Genomic DNA, 25,479 nt, shown 5'->3' with positions numbered 1-25,479 from the left:
AAAGCATGCTGGTCGCGGAACGGTACGAGAAAATCGTGCAGCTGGTCAACGAAAGAGGCAGCATCCGGGTGACGGAGCTCAGCGAGTTGTGCAACGTGACGGAAGAGACGATCCGCCGGGACCTGGACCGTCTGGAAGCCGCCGGCCGCCTGCGCCGTTCCCACGGCGGAGCGGTCAGCGTGAAGGATTCCCCCTATCAGCAGGCGGAAATTCCGTATGCCGAGCGGGAAATCCAGCACGCCGAGGAGAAACGGCGGATCGCCGAAGCGGCGGTCAGCCGGATCCAGCCGGGCGACCGCATCCTGCTGGACGCCAGCACGACCGCTTGGTACATGGCGCAGTCGCTGCCGGATCTCCCGCTGACCGTGCTGACGAATTCGATCAAAGTCGCCATGGAGCTGGCAAGCAAGGAGAAGATCGAAGTCATCTGCACCGGGGGCCTGCTTGCCCGGAGATCCCTCTCCTACGTAGGGCCGCTTGCCGAACGTTCGCTGGATGCGTATCACGTGGATAAGCTGTTTTTCTCCTGCAAAGGGGTGCATCCCGAACGGGGAGTCAGCGAGTCGAACGAGCTGCAGGCCCGCGTGAAGCAGAAAATGATCGGCATCGCCGACCAGGTCGTGCTGTTGGCCGACGCCAGCAAGTTCGGCGTGCAGGCGTTCACGCATGTCGCCGATTGGCGGGACGTGGACGCGGTCGTTTCCGATACGGGCCTGTCGGCAGACGCGATCGCGGCGCTGCGCGACAAATCGATCTCGGTTACGACGGTGTGACGCTTGTGCGTTCGAGGCCTTCCCCTTGAGGGGAAGGTTTTTGAATAAGGATTACAGGCGGCGCTTTCGCGCTTTTACGGCCCCGCGAATATCATGTTTTCTCTTGCCAAAGTTGTCTGACAACCTGATAATAAGATTAAATTGTGCATAAGGAGCGCGAAGCCGTGAAGGTTTCCATGATGATCACTTGCTTAAGCGACGCCCTTTACCCGCGCGTGGGGGAGGCGATGGTCCGGCTGCTGGCCCGGTACGGGGTGCGGCTTGCGTTTCCGCAAACCCAGACGTGCTGCGGACAGCCGGCTTTTAACAGCGGCTACTGGGAGGAAGCGCGGACGAGCGCGAAAACGATACTGGAAGCGTTTGAGGACAGCGACTTCGTCATTTCGCCGTCCGGTTCTTGTACGGGCATGATCCACCATTACCCGAAGCTGTTCGAGAACGACCCGGTTTGGCTGCCGAAAGCGCAGGCTCTGCAGCGCAAGTCCTACGAATTCACGCAGTTCCTCGTACAGGTGCTGGGGGTCAAGGACGTAGGTGCCGTTTTTCCGCATAAAGTGACCTACCATCCCTCCTGCCACGGAAGCCGGCTGCTCGGCGTCAAAGACGAACCGATGGAGCTGATGCGCCACATCAAAGGGCTGGAGTTCGTGCCGCTGCCGTTCGCGGAAGACTGCTGCGGGTTCGGGGGCACGTTCGCGGTGAAAATGCCGGACATTTCGGGCGCGATGGTGACGGAAAAAGGCGACCACGTCGTCGAGACCGAAGCGGAAGTGCTGGTCGGACTCGACATGGCGTGCCTGATGAACATCGCGGGCAACTTGCGGTACCGGGGCGAAAAGGTTCGGGTCATGCACTTGGCGGAGCTGTTGGAGGAAGGGGTGAAAGGCGCATGAGCGGAGCGGCAACGGCGGGAAGTTCGGTCAAAGAGAGGGCCAAGCTGGCGCTGAACGACGAATTTCTCCGCAAAGCGGTGAAGTTCACGACGGAACGGCTGCGGAACGGGAAAAAGGCGGCCTCGGAGCAGCACGGCCATTGGGACGAGTGGCGCGAGCGCGGGCGGCAAATCCGGCTGCATACGATCGCCCATCTGGACTACTATTTAAATCTGTTCGCGGATAACGCGCGGAAGAACGGCGTCCATATCCATTTCGCGGATACCGGCGCCGAGGCGGTGAAGATCGCGCTGGAGATCGCCCGGCGGGTGCAGGCGAAAACCGTCGTGAAATCGAAGTCCATGGTCACCGAGGAGCTGCACTTGAACCACGCGCTCGATTCGATCGGCGTCGAAGCCATCGAGACCGACCTTGGCGAGTACATCATTCAGCTGGCCGGCGAAATGCCGTCCCACATCGTCATTCCGGCCATCCACAAAAACCGCTACCAAATCGCGGAGCTGCTTTCCGCCGACGCCGGGGAGACGTTATCCCCGGACACGACCGTACTGGCCGGCTATGTCCGGAAGAAGCTGCGCGAGAAGTTCCTTGAAGCGGACATCGGCATGACCGGCTGCAACTTCGCGATCGCCGAGACCGGTTCGATGGTGCTGTTCGAGAACGAGGGCAACGCCCGCATGGTGTCGACGCTTCCGAAGACGCAGATCACCCTGATGGGGATGGAACGCATCGTTCCGTCCTGGGCGGACCTGGAGGTCATGGCGACGCTGCTGCCGCGCTCCGCGACGGGGCAGAAGCTGACCGTCTACCTATCCGGCATCACCGGACCGAGACGGGAAACCGACGCCGACGGTCCGGAAGAGATGCACATCATCATCGTCGACAACGGCCGTTCGCTGCAGCTGGGCGACCCGGAGTTCCAGGAGCTGCTCAACTGTATCCGCTGCGGCGCTTGCCTGAACGCCTGTCCGGTCTACCGCCACATCGGCGGGCACGCGTACGGCGGCACGTACAGCGGCCCGATCGGGGCCGTGCTCACGCCGGCGCTGAAGAAGAACGTCGCCGAATGGGACGACATCGCGAACGCCTCAAGCCTTTGCGGCGCTTGTTACGAGGCGTGCCCGGTGAAAATCCCGCTGCACGAAATGCTGATTTACCTGCGCCGCCGCAAGGTGGAAGCCGGCCGCGGAAACGCGCTGGAGTCGGCCGGCATGAAAGGCTTCGCGGCCGTGATGGGGAACGCGAAACGCTACAAAGCCGCGCTCAAGCTGGGCCGGATCGGCCAGAAGCTGGTCGTGAGAGACGGCGGCATCCGCGCGAAGCTAGGCCCGCTCAAAGGCTGGAATACGTACCGCGTGGCGCCGAGCCTCGCCAAGGAGACGTTCCGCGAGCGCTGGGACACGCTGGAGCAGGAAATCCGGGCCGGCCTGCGCGAGATGGATCCCGACATGAAGGAAAGAATGGAACGACTGGCGCGGGAACGCGCCGAAGGCAAAGGAGGGCACGGACATGGCTGAATCGCATCGCGATTGGCTGGAACGCATGGATGCCGAGTCCCGCGCCAAGCAAGAAGCGTTCATGAACGGCATCGCGGCCAAGCTGCGGCGTCCGCGGGCCGTTCAAGCGCCGGAGCACCCGTTCCGCGGCGCGCCGGATTTCTGGAACGGCTTCGAATGGCCGCTTGAGGAACGGATCCGGAAGTTCATGGAGAACTTCCAAGCCGTCGGCGGACACGTCGCCCGATTGCCGGATCTGCAGGCGGTCCGCGCCTTCATCGCCGACAAGGCGGCGGAAATGAACGCGAAATACGTCATCCGCCAGAACGTAGCGGAGCTCGATGCTTTGGAACTGGAATCGGCGCTGCCGGAAGGCGCCCGGGTATCCGTCTGGAACCGCGGGGAAGGCGAGCACTGGAAAGCGCGCGCGGCCGAAGCGGACTTCGGCGTCGTCGTCGCCGATTACGCCGCCGCTTATACCGGATCCGTCACGGTGCTGTCCGCCAAGGACAAAGGACGTTCGGTGAGCCTGCTCCCGACCGTGCTCATCGCGATCATCCCGGTGGAGCGGCTGAAGACGCGGCTCGGTGAAATCTTGAAGGATTTCGACCGCGCGGGGCGGGAAAACCTGCCGGCCGGCATTCATTTTATTTCGGGACCGAGCCGCTCGTCCGACATCGAGAACGATCTGACGATCGGCGTGCACGGACCCGGAATCGTATACGCTTTGCTGGTCGGGTAAATACGTCGGCCACTTAAGAGGGCCTGGAAAGGAGGGCGGCGCTCGGGATGGAAATCGTGAAGCTCACCAAGCGCAATCATTACGAAGAGATTACGCGGCAGCTTCTCGCGATGATGGAGGACGGCACGCTGAAGCCCGGCGACAAGCTGCCCTCCACCAAGGAGCTGTCCGAGCGCTTCGGCGTCGGGCGTTCCACGATGAGGGAAGCGCTGAGCGCCTTGAAGGCGATGGGATGGATCGAAATCCGCCAAGGCGGGGGCTGCCGCGTTTTATCTCGCGGCTCTGCCGGCGGTTTCGCGCCGCCCGAGCTGGAATCGATCCGGATGAACCGCACTACGCTGCTTCACTTGCTGGAAGCCCGGCGTACGCTGGAAGTATCGAACGCCCAGATCGCCGCGGAGAAGCGGACCGAACAGGATCTTCAGGCGTTGAGAGGCATCGCGGCCGAGATGGAGGGAGCGACCTCGGACGACGCGGAAGGAGAACGCACCGATGTCGCGTTCCATGCCGCGCTGGCGCGGATGACGCATAATCCGATCCTGATTCGCATGTTCGAATCGATCGTGGGACAGCTGGAGACCGCGATCCGCGAGGTCCGCCGCGTGGAGCTGTACGCCAACCGCTCGGTCGCGGAGAAGCTGCTGACGGAACACAAGGCGATATGCCGCGCAGTGGAGGACGGGGATGCGGACGGCGCGGCCCGCTCCATGATCGTCCATTTGCGGCACGTGGAGAGCATTTTGATGAAATATCTCTAGACGAAACCGAGGGCCTTTCGGTAAAATATGGGGAAATTGCCTAAAGAAGATGGGGGATTTTCTCGGTGGCTTACCGCAATGTTTACACATCGGAATGCCTTGACGTCCATGCCGACTCCGAAAGGAAAAGCGTCCAGATCGAAGCCGCCAGCACCGGCTACCGTCCCCGTTACGTGACGGTGGAGATCGACAGCCTGGCCGAGCTGGACCGTCTGATCGAGGCGTTGACCCAAGCACGGGAATGTTTGAGATGAAAGCTTAGCGCAGGTTCGGCCGTTTTCGCCGACGCGCTAAGCTTTTTTTATACGATCGGACAAACCTTCACTCCAAAAAGGCGCCTACAGCCCGCACGCTCCTCCGTATATCCGTCCTAACCGCCATGATTTGGTTATTATGATGTCGCAAACAAAAGATACAAGTTAAATGTTGTGTCATAAATAAATATGTGATATACCATTATTAAACGAAAAAGACGGAGGACGATTCAAAGTGGAGAGAGAATTGGCGCTTGAGATTGTACGGGTGACGGAGCTTGCGGCTTTGGCATCCGCGCCGTGGATGGGCAGAGGCGAGAAAATCGGGGCGGACGGCGCAGCCACCGAGGCGATGCGGGCGATGCTGGATTCCGTGTCGGTTCAGGGCACCGTCGTGATCGGGGAAGGCGAGATGGACGAGGCCCCGATGTTGTACATCGGGGAGCAGGTGGGCAGCGGCAGCGGCCCGGAGGTGGACGTCGCGGTGGACCCGCTCGAAGGCACGAACATCGTGGCCAAAGGGCTGAACAACGCGATGTCCGTCATCGCCGTCGCCAGCAAGGGGCAGCTGCTTCACGCGCCGGACATGTACATGGAGAAGCTGGCGGTCGGGCCGCAGCTGGCCGGCAAGGTCAAGCTGACGGATTCGATGGAGAGAACGCTGGCCACGGCGGCGAACGTCCTGGACAAAGCCGTGTCCGACCTGACCGTCATGGTGCTGGACCGGCCCCGGCACGAAACGCTGATCAAGACGCTCCGCAAAGCGGGGGTCCGGATCAAGTTCCTGAGCGACGGGGACGTGGCGGGAGCGTTGGCCCCGGCTTTCCCGGAGACCGGCATCGACCTGTACGTCGGTTCGGGCGGCGCGCCCGAAGGGGTACTGGCGGCCGCTGCGCTCCACTGCCTCGGCGGGGAGCTGCAAGGCCGGTTGATGCCGTCTGACGGCAAGGAATACGAACGTTGCGTAAAGATGGGCATCTCCGATCCTTACAAAGTCCTCACGATGGAGGATATGGTCGGCACCGACGACGTCATTTTCGCCGCCACCGGCGTGACGCCGGGCGAATTCCTAGGCGGGGTCCGCTACCTGCCCGATCAACGGGCGGAAACCCATTCCATCGTCATGCGCGCCAAAACGCGGACGATCCGGTTCATCCGCACGCTGCACTATTTGCCGAACAAACCGCTGCTGCGCAATCGGCCCGAATTCGCATAAGCATGAGCATGGGCCCCCCGTGGCATCCTATATTGTCGAAATATCAAAATGGTGTCATAAACCGATTTATGCTACACTAAAGCTAGACGAAAGGATGAGCGAAGCGTGAAATTTTTCCTCGACACCGGCAACCTCGATGAAATCAAACGCATCGTCAAACTCGGACTGGTCGACGGTATCACGACCAATCCTTCGCTAATCGCGAAGGAAGGCCGCGTTTTCAAGGACGTCATCCAGGAAATCACCGCGATCGTCAGCGGACCGGTCAGCGCGGAGGTCGTGGCGCTCGATGCCGAAGGCATGCTGAAGGAAGCGCACGAAATCGCCCAGTGGGCGCCGAACGTCGTCATCAAGGTGCCGATGACCGAAGCGGGGCTGGAAGCGACGTACCGATTGTCCCAGGAAGGGATCAAGACGAACGTCACCCTCATTTTCAGCGTCGCGCAAGGACTGATGGCCGCCAAGGCGGGCGCCTCCTTCATCAGCCCGTTCGTCGGACGCTTGGACGACATCGGGGTGGACGGCATGCAGCTGGTTCGCGATCTGCGGGACGTGCTGGATTTGTACGGCATGAAGACGGAAATCATCGCCGCCAGCATCCGCAACTTGGAGCACGTGGAAGCCGCCGCGCTCGCCGGCGCCCACATCGCGACGATCCCGGGTTCCTTGTTCCCGTCGCTGTGGAAGCATCCGCTCACCGACATCGGCATCGAACGTTTCCTCAAGGACTGGGAGAAAGTTCCGAAGCAAGGATAACGCCGCGGCCGCTTCTTCCGGGAAGCGGCCTTTTGGCGCGTCGCCATTTACGAGGGGCTCCTCCTCGCTTTTCCCCAAAAGTGAAGACGGCCTTCGAAGCACGTTCCGATTCCTTATTGGGGACCCCTGATTCAAATGTTTCGTTACAGGAGGGATGGAGAATCGAACTTACGCCGCGGCAGCTCGAAATCATCGAGCTGGTGAAGAAGCACGCGCCGGTGACGGGCGAGCAGATCGCCGAATCTCTCGGGGTCAGCCGACCGACGATCCGGTCCGATTTATCGATTTTGATCATGCTCGGCCACTTGGATGCCAAACCGAAGGTCGGATATTTTCTAGGCAAAGTACATACCGCCGAGGGCAAGTTGAAGGATAAGCTGGTTCATCTGAAAGTGAAGGATCGGATGAGCCGCCCGTTCGTCATCGGCGAGCAAGAGACGGTGAATGACGCCGTCATCGCGTTGTTCATGGAAAATACCGGCATGTTGACGGTAACGGATGCCCAAGGACAGCTGGCCGGCGTCGTTTCGCTGAAAGATTTGCTGAAAGTGGCGCTCGGCAACCCGACGGCGGCTTCCATCCCGATCAGCATGGTCATGACGCGGCTGCCGAGGGTCGTGTCGGTGCATCCGGACGATACGATCTGGGAAGCCGCGAAAAAGATGCTGGAGCATCAGGTGGGCGGACTGCCGGTGGTTCGGTCCGTTGAGGGAGCCGAAGGGCGGTCCCGGCTAGAGGTCGTCGGCCGCATCACGAAAACGAGCTTGGCGCAGGTGCTGGTCGACCTGTCGTCGGAATTGTAGTCGGGCAGGGGGAGAAGGAATGTCGGAAGTTCGGCCGAAAACGATATTCGTATGCTCGGACGCCGTCGGCGAGACGGCGGAAGCCGTGGCGCGGGCGACGGCCCGTCAGTTCGCGGCGGAGCAGGTGGTCATCAAGCGGTACGGCGGCATCAAGGACGAGGAGGAGGTCCGGGCCGTCATCCGGGAAGCGGTGCGGGAGAACGGTTTTATCGCGTACACGCTCGTTCAGCCGGAGCTGCGCGACACGATGAGGGAAGAATCGATCCGCGCGGGCGTCCGGTCCGTCGACGTGATGGGCCCCATGATGCAAGCGTTCATCGATACGTTCCATGACGCGCCTAAATATAAACCCGGATTGCTGCATGCGATGGACGAAACGTATTACAAAAAAATCGAAGCCGTCGAATTCGCGGTCAAATACGATGACGGCAAAGACGCCCGCGGTTTCCTGGAAGCCCAGGTCGTGCTGGTCGGGGTGTCCCGCACTTCCAAAACGCCAGTCGGCATTTATCTCGCTTCCAAAGGCATCAAGACGGCGAATTATCCGCTGACGATCGAGGTGAAACCGCCGGAGGAACTATTCGCCGACTCTCCCGGCCGGTTGACCGTCGGGCTTACCATGCAGCCGGAACGGCTGCTCAAGGTGCGCACCGAACGGCTGAAATCCCTGGGTTTGCCCAGCCGGGCCAGCTACGCTTCGCTCGAACGGATCACGCAGGAGCTCCAATTCGCGGACGAAATCATGAAAAAGCTGCGATGCCCGGTGATCGACGTCACCGAACGGGCCGTAGAAGAGACGGCCGGACTGATTTTGGACTTATTGAACTGATTTTCAGCGAACTCGGAATAGGGATGGTTATTTTCGGCAAATCAAAAAAAGAGCGCGTCGGCGCTCTTTTTCGTTTACGTGCCGGACGCTTTGGAAGTCGTCGACAACAGGTCGAGGATTCGCTGTTTCTTGCGCTTGGAGAGCGGGATCCGCTTGTTCGTGTCCCCGAAGCAAATCGCGTCCTCGACCATTCCGCTGATTTTGCCGGCGTTGACGTAGCAGTTGGAATCGAGGCGGAAGAAGGTGCTGTCGGACAGCAAGCGGTTTCGTTCGTCGGCAGAAAGTCTTTTTTTGATGTTGTAGTTCCTGCCATGGAAGCTGATCAAGCCGTGGGCCGGATCCACCCGGAAAAACAGGGAATCCCGGCGCGGTTCAAAGTCCTCGTACACGTCGGACTGCGGTGCTCCATTCATCATCCGTCAAGTCCCCCTTTAGGAAAGATGGTAGTGGTAGCGCTTTCATTATAACACATTCCATGCGGAAGCGGAGCATTTTTTACAAAAAAATTTAGAGGGTTTTCCAAAAAAATAATGCATGGGGCGGCTGAACATGAGGCAAGCTAGGGTCGGAGGTGACCGGAAATGGAAGGAATGGGCCGTAAAGAGCAAGTGCAGGCCGTCCGGAAGAACGGGGACGGGGACATCGTGGAGCTCAAGCTGTCCTCCGGCCGTGTCGTCGACTATAAAACCGCGCAGCAAATGGCCAAAAACGGCGAGATCGAGCACGTGAACGTGTTCCGCGGGCGCGACGGGGACGAGCACTTGCGTTCGGACGCGGACGGCAGGGAAGACAACAACCTCGATAACTTGCCGTTGTTCTAACGGGAATATGGCTGACGAGCGCCGACGATGGGACGGGCAGGAGCGTGACTCCTGCCCGTCTTATTGTATACGAAAACCCCCAGTTCGACTGGGGGTTCAGGAAAGCTTATAGCTATGAGTAGTCATCCCTTGAACTCAATGATAAGATGGGAGCCGGTCTGCCAACCGCTACCATATATCAAGGAGGACAAGGGATGGACAAGAGCAGTCTAGCACACACCAAATGGAACTGCAAATACCACATTGTATTCGCACCAAAGTACCGCAGACAAGTGATTTACGGAAAATTAAAAAGAGAAATCGGGAAGATCATACGGGAGTTATGTGAACGAAAAGGTGTGGAGATCATCGAAGCAGAAGCCTGCCCGGACCACATTCACATGTTGGTCAGTATTCCTCCAAAGTTAAGTGTGGCTGAATTTATGGGCTATTTGAAGGGCAAGAGCTCACTCATGATCTTCGATAAGTTTGCAAACATGAAGTACCGGTACGGAAATCGACAATTCTGGTGCAGAGGGTACTTTGTGGATACGGTAGGGCGTAATAAGAAAGTCATTGAAGAGTACATTCGTAACCAACTGATGGAAGACAAGAATTATGAACAACTCACGATGAAAGAACTGTTCGACCCGTTTACGGGTGAGTCGGTAAAGAAGGGCGGGTAAAGAGGCCCCTTTTCAGGGGCTTGCCCGAGGCAACACGCGGTTGGCAGATCTTCAATGCGCCTTCGAGGCGCTTTGCTTGCACCATGCCCTTATAGGGCTGATGGAAGCCACCGGCTAAGCCGGTGGTTATGACTTTTCCTTTTCCCCGCAACGCCCCCCCAGCAATCTCCGCGAATGGCATGACTCGAGTATGTAACTCCAGGCATCCACCTATGACATGGACGACGATTCGGGAAACAACGGATTCCTTTGACTCGGCCGCCGCCGGATGAAACAATGGGAAGAACGCGACATTCCGAAAGGGGAGTCATCCTATGTCCGTCAACCTACATACCGAGGTTTGCCGTTTACTAAGCATCCAATATCCGGTTTTCCAAGCCGGCCTGGCCGGCGGGCCGGGAACCGCCGCGCTGACGGCGGCCGTTTCCGCCGCGGGCGGGTTCGGCACGTTAGGCGCGGCATACCTGGCGCCGGAGCAACTCCGCGCGGCTATCCGCGAGATCCGCGCGGCCACGGACCGGCCGTTCGGCGTCAACTTGTTCGTTCCGCAGGCGAACGCGGCGAAAGGCCGAACGGAATTGCCGGCGGAGGAGGAACGGCGTATTTTGTCCCTCATCGACCGGGTTCGCGCCGATCTGGGGCTCGAGCCGGCGGATCGCCTTCCCGACGAACCCCGGACGATCGACTTCGGGGAGCAGATGGCCGTGCTGCTCGAAGAGCGGGTGCCGGCCGTCGGCACGACGTTCGGCGTACTGCCCGCTGAATACCGCAAAGAAGCAGCCGACCGGGGAATGAAGGTGATCACCATGGTCACCACCGTCGACGAAGCGGAAGAGGCGCAGCGGCAGGGCGCCGATCTGCTCGTCGCCCAAGGCGCGGAAGCCGGAGGCCATCGGGGCACGTTCGATGTCGGACGATACCCCGGAGGAGCGAATGTCGGCACGTTCGCGTTGGTACCGCAAGTCGTAGACCGCGTGCGGATCCCCGTCATCGCCGCGGGCGGCGTGATGGACGGGCGAGGTCTGGCCGCGGCGCTCCTGTTGGGCGCCCAAGGCGTGCAGCTCGGCACCCGATTCCTGACGTCCCTTGAGGCGGGCACGGCCCCCGCTTACCGCGAGGCGCTGAAGACAAGCAAAGAAACGGATACCGAGGTGACGACGGCGTTCTCCGGCCGTCCTGCCCGGGGCGTGGATAACGCGTTCATGCGGATGTGGCGGGAATCCGGCCTCGCCGCGCTTCCTTTTCCGCTGCAAAACGCGCTGACGAGGGAGATCCGTACGGCGGCGGCTGCCCAAGGGCGGGCCGAATACTTGTCCCTGTGGTCCGGCCAAGGGCTGCGGCAGCTGGGGAACGGCGAACCGGCGGGCGAAATCGTGAGGCGGATCGCCGCCGAAGCGGAGAATGCGCTCCGCGGAACAAACTCCTGAAATTTTTCTCATCCCTTCGCAATATATTGGAAAGGAAGGATGATCTTTGGCTAAGATTTCGCAAAAGTAGGAGTCAAGATGATGGAGTTTACGGATGTCAAAAGGGTGCGAGGTTCGAACGACCCCCCGCTGCCGCGGCCGGACGAAGCCGACCGGGCGGGGAGGCGCGACACGCCGGCCTTGCTCTCGACGGAAGATTTGTTTCTGTTCAATACCGGCAGGCTGTTCCGCGCGTATCGGACTTTCGGCGCGCATCCCCTCGTCTATCGGGGGCAGCCGGGCGTCCGCTTCGCGGTATGGGCGCCGCACGCCCGGAGCGTGTCCGTCGTCGGGAATTTCAACGGATGGGACGGCGCGGAACACCGCATGTCGTCTGTCGGAACGACGGGCGTATGGGTCCTGTTCGTCCCGGGAATCGGCGAAGGGGAGGTTTACAAATACGAGCTGATCGACTTCCACGGCGTCCGAAGGCTGAAGGCGGACCCTTTCGCCTTCCGCGGCGAACTCCGTCCCCGGACCGGCTCGGTCGTCTCCCGATTGGACAACTTCGCCTGGCAGGACGAAGCGTGGATGGCATCCAAACGAGCGCATCCGCCATACGAACGTCCGATGCTCATTTACGAAGCGCATCTCGGTTCCTGGCGGATGGACGCGCCCGAGAAGTTCCGCACCTACGGGGAACTGGCCGACGAACTGGCCGATTACGCCGCGGCCATGGGGTACACCCATCTCGAGGTGCTTCCGCTCATGGAGCATCCGCTCGACCGGTCCTGGGGCTACCAAACGACCGGCTATTACGCGGCCACCAGCCGTTACGGCCCGCCCGACGGCCTGAAGATGCTCGTAGACAGCTGCCACGGACGCGGCATCGGGGTGATCCTCGATTGGGTGCCCGGCCATTTTTGCAAGGATGACCACGGCCTGCGCCTGTTCGACGGCACCGCGCTTTACGAGGACGCCGATCCCCGGAGGGCCGAGAAGCCGCTCTGGGGCACGCTGGCGTTCGACTTCGGCAAGCCCGAGGTCCTCAGTTTCCTGATTTCGAACGCGCTGTTCTGGATGGACGAATACCATATCGACGGCCTGCGCGTGGACGCCGTCGCCAGCATGATCGACCTGCATTTCGACAAGCCGGACCCGATGAAAACCCTCAACAAGCACGGCACGAACGAGCATCTTGAAGCGCTGCGGTTTCTCCGCACCCTCAACGAAACCGTTTTTCGCTGCTATCCCGATAGCCTGATGGCCGCCGAAGATTCCTCCGCCTATCCGCTCGTCACCGCTCCCGTTTACCGGGGAGGCCTAGGCTTTAACTACAAATGGAACATGGGCTGGATGAACGACCTGCTCCGCTACATGGAAACCGACCCCGAGGACCGTCCGCGCCTCCATTCGCAGCTGACTTTCTCCATGTGGTATGCCTACTCCGAAAATTACGTCCTTCCGCTGTCGCATGACGAGGTCGTGCACGGCAAACGTTCCCTACTGAACAAAATGCCCGGCCCTTATCCCGAAAAATTCGCCAACCAGCGCCTGCTGTACGGCTATTGGATCGCCCATCCGGGCAAAAAGCTGCTGTTCATGGGCGGCGAATTCGGCCAGTTCGACGAATGGAAAGACGACGCCGGGCTGGACTGGATGCTGCTGCGCTACCCGCTGCACGACAGCATGCACCGGTACGTCCGCGCCTTGAACGAGCTGTACGTCCGCACGCCCGCCTTATGGCGGTCGGACCACGACCCGGAAGGGTTTTCCTGGATCGATGTCCATAACGCAGAGCAGTCCGTCGTCTCCTTCATCCGCCGCGGAGCAAAGAATGACGCTCCGTTGGTCGCCGTGTTCAATTTTTCCCGCCGGGCCTACCCGGTCTTCCGGACCGGCGTCCCCTTGCCGGGCCGTTACCGGCTGCTGATGAACAGCGACGAGGCGGATTACGGGGGCAGCGGCGCCCAAGCGGTGCCGGAAACTTCAGCCTCGGACCGTCCGATGCACGGCCAGCCTTGCAGCATGGAAATTTCCTTGCCCCCGCTGGCGTTCCAATTCTGGTCGCCCGCGGAATACCGCCAACCGATTCCGCTTGAATCGCCATACGCTTGAAATCCCGGGGAGGAGTGACGGAAAATGCGGCGCAACGAATGCATCGCGATGCTGCTGGCCGGAGGGGAGGGCCGCCGGCTCGGCGTCCTGACGAAGGATTTGGCCAAACCGGCCGTCCATTTCGGCGGCAAATACCGGATCATCGATTTCACGCTCAGCAATTGCGTCCATTCCGGCATCGATACGGTCGGCGTGCTCACGCAATACCAGCCGCTCGTGCTCAACCGATATCTCGGAATCGGCAGCCCGTGGGGATTGGACCGCAAGGAGGGCGGCATGCACGTGCTCCCGCCGTATGTCCGGTCCAAAGGAGGGACTTGGTACAAAGGAACGGCCAACGCCATTTACCAGAATATCGGGTTCATCGAGCGATACGAGCCGGAATTCGTGCTCGTCATTTCCGGCGACCACATTTACAAAATGGATTACGGCTTGATGCTGGAGGCGCACAAGAGGAACCGGGCCGACGCGACGATCGCGGTCATCACCGTTCCCTGGCGCGACGCGAGCCGGTTCGGCATTCTGACCGCCGACGAGTCGGGTCGGGTCGTCGAATTCGCGGAAAAACCGAAGAAACCCGCCAGCAATCTCGCGTCGATGGGGGTTTACGTCTTCAGTTGGCCGGCGCTGCGCGAAGAGCTGATCCGGGACGAGGCGGACAAAAGCTCCTCCAACGATTTCGGCAAGGACATCATCCCCCGGATGCTGCGGGACGGAGCCCGGCTGTATTCCTATCGCTTCGAAGGGTACTGGAAGGACGTCGGGACGATCGAGAGCCTCTGGCAGGCCAACATGGACTTGCTGGACGATCGGGCGGACCTGCGGCTGAACGACCCCGCATGGCGGATTTTTTCCGTCAACCCGAACCAGCCGGCCCATTACGCGGCGGCCGGGGCGCACGTCACCGGCTCGCTCGTGAACGAGGGCTGCCTGATCCGGGGGACGGTCAACCGCTCGGTGCTGTTCCACGGCGTTACCGTGGGGGAAGGCAGCTTCGTCGAGGATTCCGTCCTCATGCCGGGCGCCGTCGTCGGAGCGGGCGCGCGCGTCGTTCGCGCCATCATCGGCGAGGAAGCGGTGATCGAGGATGGCTGCCGCGTCGGCAGCGCGGATTCGGACGAGATCGCCGTCGTGGGCAGCGGCGAAACGTATCGGGACGAGAACCGGCTGAAGGAGGCGAAGACCGTATGAATTTGCCGATGCTCGGCGTCATCAACTTGATCCACGAAACGGACGAAATGGGCGGATTGACCGCCGGCCGCTGCCTGGCGACCGTCCCGTTCGGCGGCCGGTACCGGCTGATCGATTTCGCGCTGTCCTCCATGGTCAATTCGGGCATCCCGAAAGCGGCGATTTTCGCCCACACGAAGTTCCGCTCCCTGATGGACCACGTCGGTTCCGGGAAAAGCTGGGATCTCCACCGCAAAGGGCGAGGCCTGTTCGTGCTCCCCCCGTCGATGGAAGATCAGACGGATTTCGGCAAAGGGGATCTGTACCATTTCTACCGCCATCGGGACTATTTCACCCGCAGCGAGCCGTTCGAATACGTGGCGATTACCCGCAGCCATATGGTCTGCAACGTCGATTTCGCCCGCGTGCTGGAAGACCATCGGCAACGCGGCGCCGACATCACCGTCGTCTGCAAGCGGAGTCCGGAGCCCGTCGCCGGGCTGGCCCGCAGGGTGAAGGTGAACGAGGCCGGGCGCATCACGGAAATGCAGGAGCATTACGGCCGATTGTCCAGCGACGTAATCTCGATGGAAATGTACGTGCTGTCCAAGGAACTGCTGCTGGATCTGGTGGAATCGTCGCTGGCGAAAGGCCAGGACCATCTCGTCCGGCACGCGGTGCTGTCCAGCCTGGGCACGCTCAAGGTCAACGCTTACTTGCACGAAGGCTGGCTCGGCATCGTGAACAACGTCGCGGGATACTATCGGCATAACATGGAGCTGCTGCAGCCGGAGGTTTGGCAGGAGCTGTTCTTCCGGAACGGTCCGATCTTCACCAAAGTGAAGGACGAACCGCCGACCCGTTACCGTCCCGGCGCGGACGTCAGCGATTCGCTCGTGGCCAACGGCTGCGACATCGAGGGCACCGTACGCAACAGCATCCTGTTCCGGGGCGTCAAAGTGCGCAAGGGCGCCGTGGTCGAAAACTGCATCGTGATGCAAAACGGGGTGGTGGGCGAAAACGGCTCGCTGACGAACTGCATCCTGGACAAGGAAGTGGAAATCCGGCCGATGCAGCATTTGCGGGGGGCGGAGGAGATGCCGTTCCTGGCCGTCAAACGCAAGGTGATCTGACGCTTGACGGGGCCGCGGCCCGGGGAGGAGTTAGGCCATGAGAGTGCTGTTCGCGGCATCGGAGGCGGTGCCGCTCGTCAAAACCGGCGGGCTGGCCGACGTGATCGGAGCCCTGCCTAAAGCATTGACCGAACGCGGCGTGGACGTGACCGTCCTGCTGCCCAAATACGGGGAAATTCCGGCGGACATCGCCGCCAAGGCGGCATACCGGGGCTATACATTCGCGCAGCTGGGATGGCGCCGCCAATATTGCGGCTTGTTCGAGCTGCGCGAGAACGGCATCCGGTTTTTGCTGCTGGACAACGAATATTATTTCAAAAGAGGGTACTTGTACGGGTACGGGGAAGAGGACGCGGAACGGTTCGCCTTTTTCTGCGTCGCGGCGTTGGAATGTTTGGAGCTGCTGGACGGGATGCCGGACGTCATCCATTGCCACGATTGGCAGACCGGACTCATCCCGCTGCTGCTGCGCACGAGGTACGCGAACCGGCCGGGGTACCGGGACATCCGCACGGTGTTCACGATCCACAACTTGCAGTACCAAGGCGTGTTTGCCCGGTCGTTGCTGCAGGATCTGCTGTCCGCGGGGGACGATCTGTTCACGCCGGACCGGCTCGAATTCTATGGGGCGGCCAGCTGCATGAAGGCAGGCCTCAAATTCGCGGACAAGCTCACGACGGTCAGTCCGACGTACGCCCGGGAAATCCAGACGCCGGAATGGGGCGAGAAGCTTGACGGCGTGCTGCGGGAGCGGTCCGGGGATTTGCGGGGCATCTTGAACGGCATCGACACGGCGGAATACGATCCGATGCGGGATCCCCATCTCGCCGTGAACTACCGGGATTCCATGGAGCAGAAGAAACCAAACAAAGCGGCGCTGCAGCGGGAGCTGGGACTGGCCGAGGATGACGGGATTCCGCTCATCGGCATCGTATCCCGGCTGGTCGGCCAAAAAGGCTTCGACCTTCTCGCGGAAGCTTTGCCCGGCTTGATGGAGGAGCAGGCGCAGCTGGCGATCCTGGGGTCCGGCGATCCGGCGATCGAAGCCGCGCTTCGCGACGCCGCCTGCCGTCATTCCGGCCGGCTGGCCGTCCGGTTCGGATTCAACGAAGGGCTGGCCCGGCGGATATACGCCGGATCCGACCTGTATCTGATGCCTTCCCGGTTCGAGCCCTGCGGGCTGAGCCAAATGATCGCCCTGCGGTACCGGACGGTTCCGATCGTGCGGGAAACCGGGGGGCTGCGCGACACGGTCGAGCCATACAACGAATATACAGGAGAAGGGAACGGTTTCAGCTTCGGTCCTCCGACTGCCCATGACCTGCTGTATACCGTCCGAAGAGCGTTGGGCTTTTGGAGGAATCCGGAACATCGGGCCGCCCTGCTCGCGAACGGAGCCAAACGGGATTACGGCTGGAACGCCTCCGCGCGGGAATACGAACGCCTCTACCGGGAGCTGGCCGGACAGCGGGAGCAGACCGCTGGGCGCACGGACGCTTAAGCCGACCGGAATCGGGCGGATCCTAGGAGGGAGCTGCAGCATGGCGCGACATCTGGTGATCGGCAACGGCAAGCTGTTGATCAATCTGGACCGGCACGGCTTTATCCGCGATTTGTATTATCCCTACGTCGGACAGCTGAACCACGTCGGAGGCCAAAAGTGCCGGGTCGGGGTATGGGCCGAAGGAAAGTTCGCCTGGCTCGACGATCCGGCATGGCGAATCGAGTTGGGTTACGTCGAGGATTCCCTCGTCACCAACGTCACGGCCCGCCACGAGAAGCTGGGGCTGGAACTGCAAATCAACGACGGGATCCATCAGCGGGAATGCATTTTCCTGAAACGGGTCGTGGTGCGGAACTTGGGCGGCTCGCCGAAAGATGTCCGGGTCTTTTTCCACCAGGATTTAATGATCGACGGCAGCGAAGTCGGCGATACCGCGGCGTTTTATCCGGACAACCGCACCGTCTTCCACTTTAAGCGTTCTTCGTATTTCATGTTCAACGGGCGTTCGGATACCGGAGGCATCGATCAGTTTTCGACCGGGATCAAGCGGTTCTACGGTGCCGAAGGCACCTGGCGCGACGCCGAGGACGGAGAGCTCGCGGGCAACGCGATCGCGCAGGGTTCGGTAGACAGCGCGATCTCCTTCCGGACCCGGGTGCAGCCGGAAGGAGAGGGCACGGTCTATTACTGGATGTCCGTCGGGGACAGCCTGGAGGAGGTCAAACGCCTCGATCGTTACGTGGCGGACAGCCACCCCGAGAAGCTGCTCAGCCGGATCGTCATTTATTGGAACCATTGGTTGTCCCGCGTCGGCAGCCGATTCGGGGATTTGCCCGAGCCGGCCGTCCGGCAGTTCAAGCACAGCCTGCTCATCGTCCGCACGCAGATCGACGAACGGGGAGCCATCCTGGCGGCGAACGATTCCGACATCCTGCAGTACAACCGCGACCATTACAGCTACATGTGGCCGAGAGACGGGGCGCTGATCGCGGACGCGATGTCTCTCGCCGGTTATCACGGAACGATCGCGCCGTTCTTCCATTTCTGCGCGAAGGCGCTCTCCCCCGGCGGCTACTTGTACCACAAATACAATCCGGACGGAACCGTGGGCTCCAGCTGGCATCCGTACGTCGTAGACGGGGTTCCCCGCCTGCCGATCCAGGAGGACGAGACCGCGCTCGTGCCGTACGCGCTGTGGAAGGATTACGCCCGGCACGGGGAAATCGAGCTCCCCCAGGCGCTGTACGGCTCGCTTGTCCGGCGGGCGGCCGAATTCCTGTGCGAATACGTCGAGGAATCGCTCGGGTTGCCTCGACCCAGCTACGATCTGTGGGAAGAGCGCTACGGCATCTGGACGTACACGGCCTCCTCGGTCTACGGCGGCTTGATGGGCGCGGCATGTTTCGCCGACCTGTTCGGCGACTATGACCGGAGCGACCGCTACCGGGGGGCCGCGAACCGGATCAAGCAAGGCATTCTGGACCGGCTCTGGGACGAGGGAGCCGGCAGGTTCGCCCGGGGATTGGTCTGGCGGGACGGCCGCTGGGAGAAGGACATGACGCTGGAGAGCAGCCTGTTCGCCCTGTTCGAATTCGGCGTTCTGCCCGCGGAGGATCCCCGCGTCCGCGCCACGATGGAGGCGATCGCGGAGGGATTGACGGTCAAGACGGACATCGGCGGGGTCGCGCGGTACAGAGGAGACTATTATTTCCGCGCGCTCGACGACGTGAATGTCGCGCCGGGCAATCCCTGGATCATCTGCACGCTCTGGCTGGCGAAATACCGGATCGAAACCGCGCGGAGCGCCGAGGAGCTGGATGAGCCGCGCCGGATGCTGGAGATGGTCGCGCGTTCCGCGCTGCCCGGCGGCAATTTGCCGGAACAGCTGCATCCCGTGGACGGCTCGCCGCTGTCGGTCGCACCGCTTACCTGGTCGCACGCCACCTATGTGCAAACCGTGTGCGAGTACGTGCGCAAGCGGGAACGGTTGACCTTGACGGAGGAGCAGCGGAACGCGCGGGACAGCCAGCTGCCATGGAACTGAATCTTCCGCTGGAGGAAGGGCCGAAGGCGGAAACCTCCGGTAACTTTTGCTATAATAATAGAGATCATAGAAGCGCTTTGAATCGCGAAACGGAGGAAGCATCCATGGAATACCGGCCGCTCGGGAAAACCGGCTTGCAGGTCAGCGAATTGAGCTTTGGAACATGGGCGATCGGAGGCGCTTGGGGACAGACGGACGAAGCCGAATCGCTGCGGGCATTGGACAAAGCGATGGACGAAGGCGTCAATTTCTTCGATACGGCGGACGTATACGGCGACGGCCGCAGCGAGCGGCTGCTCGCCCGCGCGACCAAAGGGCGCGAGGACCGCATCCATATCGCCACCAAATTTTGCCGGGCGGGGGATATCCGCGACCCGAAGACGTACTCCTACGAGAAGGTTAACGCGTGGTGCGAGGACAGTCTGCGCCGCCTGGAGCGGGAAACGATCGACCTGTACCAGATCCATTGTCCGCCGATCGAGATCCTGAAGGACGGATCCGTGTTCGGCGTCCTGGACCGGCTGCAGCGGGAAGGGAAAATCCGTGCATACGGCGTGAGCGTCGAATCGGTGGAAGAGGGCTTGCTCTGCCTGGAGCAGCCCGGCGTGCAGGCGCTGCAGATCATTTTCAATGTTTTCCGGCAGAAACCGATCGATACGCTGCTTCCCGCCGCGCAGGCGAAAGGCGTCGGCCTGCTCGTCCGGCTTCCGCTGGCGAGCGGCCTCCTGACGGGCAAGTTCACGGCGGATGCCCGTTTCGAAGCGGACGATCACCGGAATTTCAACCGCAACGGACAGGCGTTCAACGTCGGGGAGACGTTCGCCGGCCTGCCGTTCGAGAAAGGCGTGGAATTGGCGCGCGAGCTCGCCTGGATCGCGGAAGGCCGCGGCGGCAGCATGACGCATGCCGCGCTGAAGTGGCTGCTTGATTTCCCGGAGATCACGTGCGTCATTCCGGGTTTCAAGTCGGTCCGCCAGGTGGAAGACAATCTGGGGGCGCTGGGCGTCCGCTCGTTCACGCCGGAAGAGCAGAGCCGGCTTCGCTCCTTCTATGCGGAGAAAGTCCATCCTTTCATCCGGGGCAGCTACTGATGGAACGCGCGGCGATCCGGGAATGGAACGACCGGCTGCGCCAATGCCGCGAGGATTTGGGACGAAAGGCGAAGCTGGAACGCCGTTTGAACCATCTGGACGTGGAGCTCTCCGACCGGCGCTGGACGGCGGAGGAGTGCCGGCAGCGTCTGGACAAGGAACGGAAAGAAGAGGAGAAGCTCGCGGCTTCGTCGTTCGCCCAGTTCTGGCACGGGCTGTTCGGGGACTGGGAGGAGCGGCTCTCGAAAGAACGGAAGGAAGCGGCCGAAGCCAAGCTGAAATACGATGCCGCCCTAGCCTTATTAGAGCGGCTCGAGACCGACCGGGAACAGACGAAGCGGGAGCTCGCGGAGGTCGCCGGCGCGGACGCCGAGCTTACGCGGATCATGGAGCTCAAGGAGGAGTGGATCCGCGAGTTCGATCCCGATACGGCGCAGCGGCTGGAAGCGATCGCCGGCCAGGCTGCCGAAGCTCAGCGGCTGCTGAAGGAAATCCGGGAGGCGGAAGCCGCGGGCGAGGATGCCCGGCAAGCGCTCCGCCAGGCGGAGGACCGCCTGGGATCGGCCGGCGATTGGGGCGTCTACGATCTGCTCGGCGGCGGCATGATCTCTACGATGATCAAGCACGGCCGGATCGACGAAGCCCGGGAACATATTCACGACGCGCAGCATCACTTGAGGCGCTTCGCCCGGGAATTGCAGGACGTGAACATGGGCTTTGGCGCGGGCGGTCCGGAAATCGGCGGTTTTCTCTCGTTCGCGGATTACTTTTTCGACGGATTGATCGCGGATTGGATGGTGCAGGGGCGCATCCGCGATTCGATCGATTCCGTCCATGCCCATCAGGGCAAACTGAACGAAGCCATGCGGGCATTGTCCGGCCGCAGGTCGGAGCAGGAGCGGGAAACGGCCCGACTCGAAGAAGAATACGGGAAGCTGTTGGAACAGTACGGAGGGTAAGCGCGGCGTTCGGCGGCGCGAACCGGAACCGGGCGTAACGCGTCAGAAGGAATGGGGGGGTATCGTGTCCCGAACGTCGAACCGCGCGAACGGATCGTCCCGCATCGATCCGGTTTCTCCGGCCGTATACGGGATGCTGTGCGGCATCTCGGTGCTGTGCGTGCTGCTGATTCTCGTAAGGGAATTTCGGATCGGAAGCGATTCGTTCATTTTCATGCTGTGGAACTTGTTCCTGGCTTGGCTGCCGCTGCTCGTCTCCCTTGTCGCGGCGCAAGCCTGCCGATCGATCGGGGGAGCGCTCCGGCTGCCGGTTTTGTTCGTGCTTGGCATCGGGTGGCTGTTGCTGTATCCGAATGCCCCCTATTTGACCACCGACTTCATCCACTTGATCTTTCGCCCTTACCGGAGGGACAGCTTCATCCTATGGTATGACCTGGTCGTGTTTTTCTTGTTTTCCTGGGGCGGACTTCTGCTGGGGTATGTTTCGATGCGGCACTTCCACGCCATCGTGAGCCGAGTCTGGAACGGCGCGGCCGGCTGGCTGTTCGTAACCGGCGCATCTTTCCTCGGCGGCTTCGGCATCTATCTGGGCAGGGTCGTCCGACTCAACAGCTGGGACGCGATATTCAACCCGTTCCGGCTGATCGAAGGCGTGATCGAGGGGCTGAATCCGTACGCCTTCGCGTTTACGATTCTTTTCGGCATGTTGATCCTGATCTTGTACGGGTCCATGTACGCGTTGCGCAGAGGCGAGGATACTTGAGGGGAAACGCAAGGGGCCGTCCGCGGCCGGTTTCGAACCGGGCGGACGGCCCTTTGCGTTTCGGCGCGGTTTTAATGGAACTTAGGCAGCCAGCTGCCATGCGCTTCGATCAGATCGTCGCAGAGCGAGACGATGTCGTCGATCGAGAGCTCGGCGGCCGTGTGCGGATCCAGCATGGCCGCGTGATAGATATGTTCCTTCTTGCCCGTGACGGCCGCTTCGATCGTGAGCAGCTGCGTGTTGATGTTGGTGCGGTTGAGCGCCGCGCACTGCGGAGGCAGGGCGCCGACATGCGTCGGCGTGACGCCCGACGCGTCGACGAGGCAAGGAACCTCCACGCACGCTTCGCGGGGTAGGTTGGAAATCAGGCCGCCCGTATTCATGACGTTCCCGCCGATTTTGAACGGCCGGTTCGTCTCCATCGCTTCGAAAATGTAGGAGGCGTACTCGTGGCTCCGCACATGGGTTAAATCGGCGTCGTTCACGAGCTGGTCCCGCATGTTCTTCCATTGTTCGATCTGGTGGACGCAGCGCCGCGGGTATTCGTCGAGCGGAATGTTGAAGCGCTCGATCAGCTCGGGGTAATTCCGCTTGATGAAGTAAGGATGGTACTCGGCGTTATGCTCCGACGATTCGGTGATGTAGTAGCCGAAACGGAGCATCATCTCGAGACGCACCATGTCGTGATGCTTCTCCTTCTGCTTCTCGGCGGCCCGTCGTTTGATTTCCGGATACAGGTCGACCCCGTCTTTCGTGACCTCCAGCAGCCAGGCCATGTGGTTGATGCCGGCGATTTTGGATTGGACGCCCGCCGGATCCATGCCGAGGTTCGCGAACAGGTCCTTCACGCAAACCTGGACGCTGTGGCATAGTCCGACCGTCTGCACGCCGCCGTGGGTGTTCATGACGTTCGTCAGCACCGCCATCGGGTTCGTGTAGTTCAGGAACCACGCGTTCGGGCATACCTCCCGGATATCCCTGGCGAAGTCCAGCATGACCGGGATCGTGCGCAGGTTGCGGAAAATGCCGCCGATGCCCACGGTGTCCGCGATCGTCTGCCGCAGGCCGTATTTCTTCGGCACTTCGAAGTCGGTGATGGTGCAGGGGTCGTAACCGCCGACCTGTATGGCGTTGACCACGTATTTCGCGCCGCGCAGCGCCTCCTTGCGGTCGGAGTACGCGAGGATCCGGCACGTGCTGCCGGAGGTGCGCCGCAAGTTGTTCAGCATGCGCTCCGAATCGGCCAGCCGTACGGGATCGATGTCGTACAAGGCGATTTCGAAGCCCTGAAGGGCGGGCGTGAGCATGCAGTCACCCAGTACATTTTTGGCGAATACGGTGCTTCCGGCTCCCAGAAACGTGATTTTGGACATCGGGTCATCCTCCTTGAAATACGGTTGTATAAAGGCTCTACGCGTTCTAGAATAGAGGAAAGCGCATTCCTTGCGCCATGGACAGAAAAGAGCAACGCATGGAATTTTGTAGTTTATCGCGGAGGTCCTGGGAAATGAAAACGCCGTTCAGCATGACCGCGGTGCATCCGGATCCGCGGGAAAACGACGAGCTCGCCGTGCTCTTCGCCGGCCATTCGCAGACGGAGCCGGAGCATCGGATGGGGCCTCAGGTGCTGGATTACTACTTAGTGCATACGATCATAGAAGGGGCCGGCACGTACCGCTGCCGGGATCGGGTGTACGAGCTGACGGCGGGAGACAGCTTTTTCATCTTCCCCGGCGAGCTGCACACGTACCAATCGGACGCCCGCGATCCTTGGCGGTATCGCTGGATCGCGTTCCGGGGCGCGAAAGCGGCGAAATGGCTAGTCGGGGCGGGCGTTTCGCCGGAAAGTCCGGTCGTGACCGGCGCGGATTCGGTGCCGGCGGCTTCCGCGCAGGCGATCGAGGAGCGGTTCCGGAGCGGAGATTGGACGTCCGATTGGGAAGCGGAGGGCTGGCTGGGCTTGGCTTTCGCTTCCTGGGCGCGCACGAACCGGCCGCAAGGTCCGCCCGCCGTCAGCCGCGCCGGCGCCGCCGCGAGAACGGCGGACCGCGCCGCGCGCTGGCTGGAGTCGCAGCTGGCCCTTCCCGTCACGATCGCGGAATTGGCGAAGGACTTGGGGTACCATCGCACCCATTTGACCAAATTGTTCGTGCGGGAAATCGGGATGTCCCCGGTTCGCTACCTGCAACGGGCGAGAATCGAAAGGGCCAAGCTGCTGCTCCGCGAGCCTTTCAGCGTGGAACAAGTGGCCGCGTCCGTCGGGTACGGGGATCCGCTCTATTTTTCCAAGGCATTCAAAAAATGGACCGGCATGACGCCGACCGAATATCGAATGCGGAACCGGTAAGAGAGGGGCCCCGGGTCCTGCACGCCGGGTGGAATCATGACTTAAGACCCCGGCGAATCCGCTCAGGGAACCTAGTGCGGCCGCGAGCCGTATGAGATAATACGAGGGAGAAAAAGGAGGCGCACCCGATGAGTCTGTTCCGCAAAATCACCGAGACCGTCAGCAAAGGCGTGACGACCGCTACCGAAAAAGCCCAAATGACCGTGGAGATCACGCGGCTGCATGCCCAAATTTCTGGCAAACGCAAAGAAATCGAGAAGAGACATATGGAAATCGGAGCGATCGTATTCGAGGGATTCGCCGCCGGAAACGGAGCTTCCGATGAAGCCAAGGTCCATGCGATCTGCGAGGAGATCGCCGGCATCTTACGGGAGATCGACGATCTGGAAGAGCGGATCATGCAGCTGCGCAATGAGAAGGAATGCGAGTGCGGGAGAAAGGTGCCTTACGACACCCGTTTTTGCCCGTCCTGCGGACACAAGTTCCCGGAACCCGCACCCAGTGCTGCGGATACGGTTGACCAGGGGGAAGATCCGCTGGCTTACGACGCGGGAGAGGCTCCGCAACCCGCAGTCGAAGAAAACCCCGGCCGCTCGGCGCTCGAAGAGGAGCGTTCCGCCTCCGACTGGGCCGACGTCGGCACACCGACCCTGGAGGTTCCGCCCTCCCCGGGTTGGACGTCTCCGGACCAAACGGGGGATAAAGTTTTCTGTTCGAATTGCGGCGTTAAAGTGGAGGCATCCGCCCGATTTTGCCCGTCCTGCGGCACGCAGCGATCTTGAAATTACGCCATAGAAACAGCCGGTTCCGGATCCCGCGGCAGGGTTCCGGGCCGGCTGTTTTGTTTATGACCATCCATAATGTTATATAACATTACATAATTGATTAAACAAAATCTGATCTTCCGGTAATTTTTGAAAAATCGATCAAAAATCATT

At 61.1% G+C, this 25,479-nt stretch carries 25 protein-coding genes; 23 read left to right on the top strand and 2 right to left on the bottom strand.

What is annotated here, in order from left to right; translation table 11 throughout:
• The first annotated feature begins 5 nt into the window (after positions 1–5).
• From PTZ19_RS02000 to PTZ19_RS01955, 10 genes are all read left to right on the top strand, one after another.
• Entirely contained in the window at positions 6–773 is a 768-nt protein-coding gene (locus tag PTZ19_RS02000) for a DeoR/GlpR family DNA-binding transcription regulator (protein ID WP_276352038.1), read from the top strand.
• 164 nt (positions 774–937) lie between these two features.
• Positions 938–1,666 carry a (Fe-S)-binding protein gene (locus PTZ19_RS01995; RefSeq protein ID WP_276352037.1) on the top strand — a complete coding sequence of 243 codons (729 nt, stop codon included), beginning with the start codon at positions 938–940 and terminating at the stop codon, positions 1,664–1,666.
• The gene (locus PTZ19_RS01990) at positions 1,663–3,183 is read left to right on the top strand and encodes a LutB/LldF family L-lactate oxidation iron-sulfur protein (protein WP_276352035.1); all 1,521 of its coding nucleotides are present in this window, start codon (positions 1,663–1,665) and stop codon (positions 3,181–3,183) included. The genes PTZ19_RS01995 and PTZ19_RS01990 overlap by 4 nt, the downstream gene beginning before the upstream one ends.
• Positions 3,176–3,904 (top strand): LutC/YkgG family protein, encoded by a 729-nt coding sequence (locus PTZ19_RS01985; protein ID WP_276352034.1) that lies wholly within the window; start codon positions 3,176–3,178, stop codon positions 3,902–3,904. The genes PTZ19_RS01990 and PTZ19_RS01985 overlap by 8 nt, the downstream gene beginning before the upstream one ends.
• A 47-nt stretch (positions 3,905–3,951) precedes the next feature.
• Complete coding sequence (locus tag PTZ19_RS01980) at positions 3,952–4,662, top strand: FadR/GntR family transcriptional regulator (RefSeq protein WP_276352032.1); 711 nt, start codon at positions 3,952–3,954, stop codon at positions 4,660–4,662.
• 65 nt (positions 4,663–4,727) lie between these two features.
• On the top strand, positions 4,728–4,916 hold the full coding sequence (locus PTZ19_RS01975) for a hypothetical protein (RefSeq protein WP_276352030.1): 189 nt from the start codon (positions 4,728–4,730) through the stop codon (positions 4,914–4,916).
• 235 nt (positions 4,917–5,151) lie between these two features.
• Complete coding sequence (gene glpX, locus PTZ19_RS01970) at positions 5,152–6,132, top strand: class II fructose-bisphosphatase (protein ID WP_276352028.1); 981 nt, start codon at positions 5,152–5,154, stop codon at positions 6,130–6,132.
• A gap of 105 nt (positions 6,133–6,237) precedes the next feature.
• Positions 6,238–6,888, top strand: a complete 651-nt coding sequence (gene fsa, locus PTZ19_RS01965; protein ID WP_276352026.1) for a fructose-6-phosphate aldolase — start codon at positions 6,238–6,240, stop codon at positions 6,886–6,888.
• 116 nt (positions 6,889–7,004) lie between these two features.
• Positions 7,005–7,691 carry a helix-turn-helix transcriptional regulator gene (locus tag PTZ19_RS01960; protein WP_339329282.1) on the top strand — a complete coding sequence of 229 codons (687 nt, stop codon included), beginning with the start codon at positions 7,005–7,007 and terminating at the stop codon, positions 7,689–7,691.
• A gap of 19 nt (positions 7,692–7,710) precedes the next feature.
• Positions 7,711–8,520 (top strand): pyruvate, water dikinase regulatory protein, encoded by an 810-nt coding sequence (locus PTZ19_RS01955; protein ID WP_276352025.1) that lies wholly within the window; start codon positions 7,711–7,713, stop codon positions 8,518–8,520.
• Between the two features lie 74 nt (positions 8,521–8,594).
• Here the strand turns inward: PTZ19_RS01955 and PTZ19_RS01950 are convergent, their stop codons facing one another.
• Entirely contained in the window at positions 8,595–8,936 is a 342-nt protein-coding gene (locus PTZ19_RS01950; RefSeq protein WP_276352023.1) for a LytTR family transcriptional regulator DNA-binding domain-containing protein, read from the bottom strand.
• Positions 8,937–9,101: 165 nt separating this feature from the next.
• Here PTZ19_RS01950 and PTZ19_RS01945 point away from each other — a divergent pair, with 165 nt between their 5' ends.
• From PTZ19_RS01945 to PTZ19_RS01895, 11 genes are all read left to right on the top strand, one after another.
• Positions 9,102–9,341 (top strand): DUF3892 domain-containing protein, encoded by a 240-nt coding sequence (locus tag PTZ19_RS01945; protein WP_422614956.1) that lies wholly within the window; start codon positions 9,102–9,104, stop codon positions 9,339–9,341.
• A gap of 194 nt (positions 9,342–9,535) precedes the next feature.
• Entirely contained in the window at positions 9,536–10,006 is a 471-nt protein-coding gene (gene tnpA, locus PTZ19_RS01940) for an IS200/IS605 family transposase (RefSeq protein WP_276352022.1), read from the top strand.
• A gap of 314 nt (positions 10,007–10,320) precedes the next feature.
• Positions 10,321–11,433: an NAD(P)H-dependent flavin oxidoreductase gene (locus PTZ19_RS01935; protein ID WP_276352020.1), complete on the top strand. Its 1,113-nt coding sequence runs from the start codon at positions 10,321–10,323 to the stop codon at positions 11,431–11,433.
• An 81-nt stretch (positions 11,434–11,514) separates the two neighbouring features.
• Entirely contained in the window at positions 11,515–13,530 is a 2,016-nt protein-coding gene (gene glgB, locus PTZ19_RS01930) for a 1,4-alpha-glucan branching protein GlgB (RefSeq protein WP_276352019.1), read from the top strand.
• A gap of 24 nt (positions 13,531–13,554) precedes the next feature.
• Entirely contained in the window at positions 13,555–14,721 is a 1,167-nt protein-coding gene (locus PTZ19_RS01925) for a glucose-1-phosphate adenylyltransferase (RefSeq protein ID WP_276352017.1), read from the top strand.
• Complete coding sequence (gene glgD / locus PTZ19_RS01920) at positions 14,718–15,833, top strand: glucose-1-phosphate adenylyltransferase subunit GlgD (protein WP_276352016.1); 1,116 nt, start codon at positions 14,718–14,720, stop codon at positions 15,831–15,833. Before PTZ19_RS01925 ends, glgD begins: the two co-directional genes overlap by 4 nt.
• 37 nt (positions 15,834–15,870) lie before the next feature.
• Positions 15,871–17,334 carry a glycogen synthase GlgA gene (glgA, locus tag PTZ19_RS01915; protein WP_276352015.1) on the top strand — a complete coding sequence of 488 codons (1,464 nt, stop codon included), beginning with the start codon at positions 15,871–15,873 and terminating at the stop codon, positions 17,332–17,334.
• 40 nt (positions 17,335–17,374) lie between these two features.
• Entirely contained in the window at positions 17,375–19,381 is a 2,007-nt protein-coding gene (locus PTZ19_RS01910) for a glycoside hydrolase family 15 protein (RefSeq protein WP_276352013.1), read from the top strand.
• A 104-nt stretch (positions 19,382–19,485) separates the two neighbouring features.
• Positions 19,486–20,472 (top strand): aldo/keto reductase, encoded by a 987-nt coding sequence (locus PTZ19_RS01905; protein ID WP_276352012.1) that lies wholly within the window; start codon positions 19,486–19,488, stop codon positions 20,470–20,472.
• Positions 20,472–21,431: a hypothetical protein gene (locus PTZ19_RS01900; protein ID WP_276352011.1), complete on the top strand. Its 960-nt coding sequence runs from the start codon at positions 20,472–20,474 to the stop codon at positions 21,429–21,431. Before PTZ19_RS01905 ends, PTZ19_RS01900 begins: the two co-directional genes overlap by 1 nt.
• A gap of 64 nt (positions 21,432–21,495) precedes the next feature.
• Positions 21,496–22,194, top strand: a complete 699-nt coding sequence (locus PTZ19_RS01895) for a DUF1361 domain-containing protein (RefSeq protein WP_276352010.1) — start codon at positions 21,496–21,498, stop codon at positions 22,192–22,194.
• A 71-nt stretch (positions 22,195–22,265) separates the two neighbouring features.
• Here the strand turns inward: PTZ19_RS01895 and melA are convergent, their stop codons facing one another.
• Entirely contained in the window at positions 22,266–23,567 is a 1,302-nt protein-coding gene (gene melA, locus PTZ19_RS01890; RefSeq protein WP_276352009.1) for an alpha-glucosidase/alpha-galactosidase, read from the bottom strand.
• Positions 23,568–23,701: 134 nt separating this feature from the next.
• On the opposite strand from melA, the gene PTZ19_RS01885 reads away from it, so the two are divergent.
• Both PTZ19_RS01885 and PTZ19_RS01880 read left to right on the top strand, forming a co-directional pair.
• Positions 23,702–24,541, top strand: coding sequence for an AraC family transcriptional regulator (locus PTZ19_RS01885; RefSeq protein WP_276352008.1), 840 nt, complete (start codon positions 23,702–23,704; stop codon positions 24,539–24,541).
• Between the two features lie 128 nt (positions 24,542–24,669).
• Positions 24,670–25,323 carry a zinc-ribbon domain-containing protein gene (locus PTZ19_RS01880; RefSeq protein ID WP_276352006.1) on the top strand — a complete coding sequence of 218 codons (654 nt, stop codon included), beginning with the start codon at positions 24,670–24,672 and terminating at the stop codon, positions 25,321–25,323.
• The last annotated feature ends 156 nt before the right edge of the window (positions 25,324–25,479 follow it).

It is taken from the genome of Cohnella caldifontis (assembly GCF_029360585.1).
Lineage (GTDB): Bacteria > Bacillota > Bacilli > Paenibacillales > Paenibacillaceae > Cohnella > Cohnella caldifontis.
The sequence above is the reverse complement of the archived record's forward strand: the minus strand, read 5'-3'. Positions and strand labels throughout refer to the sequence as shown.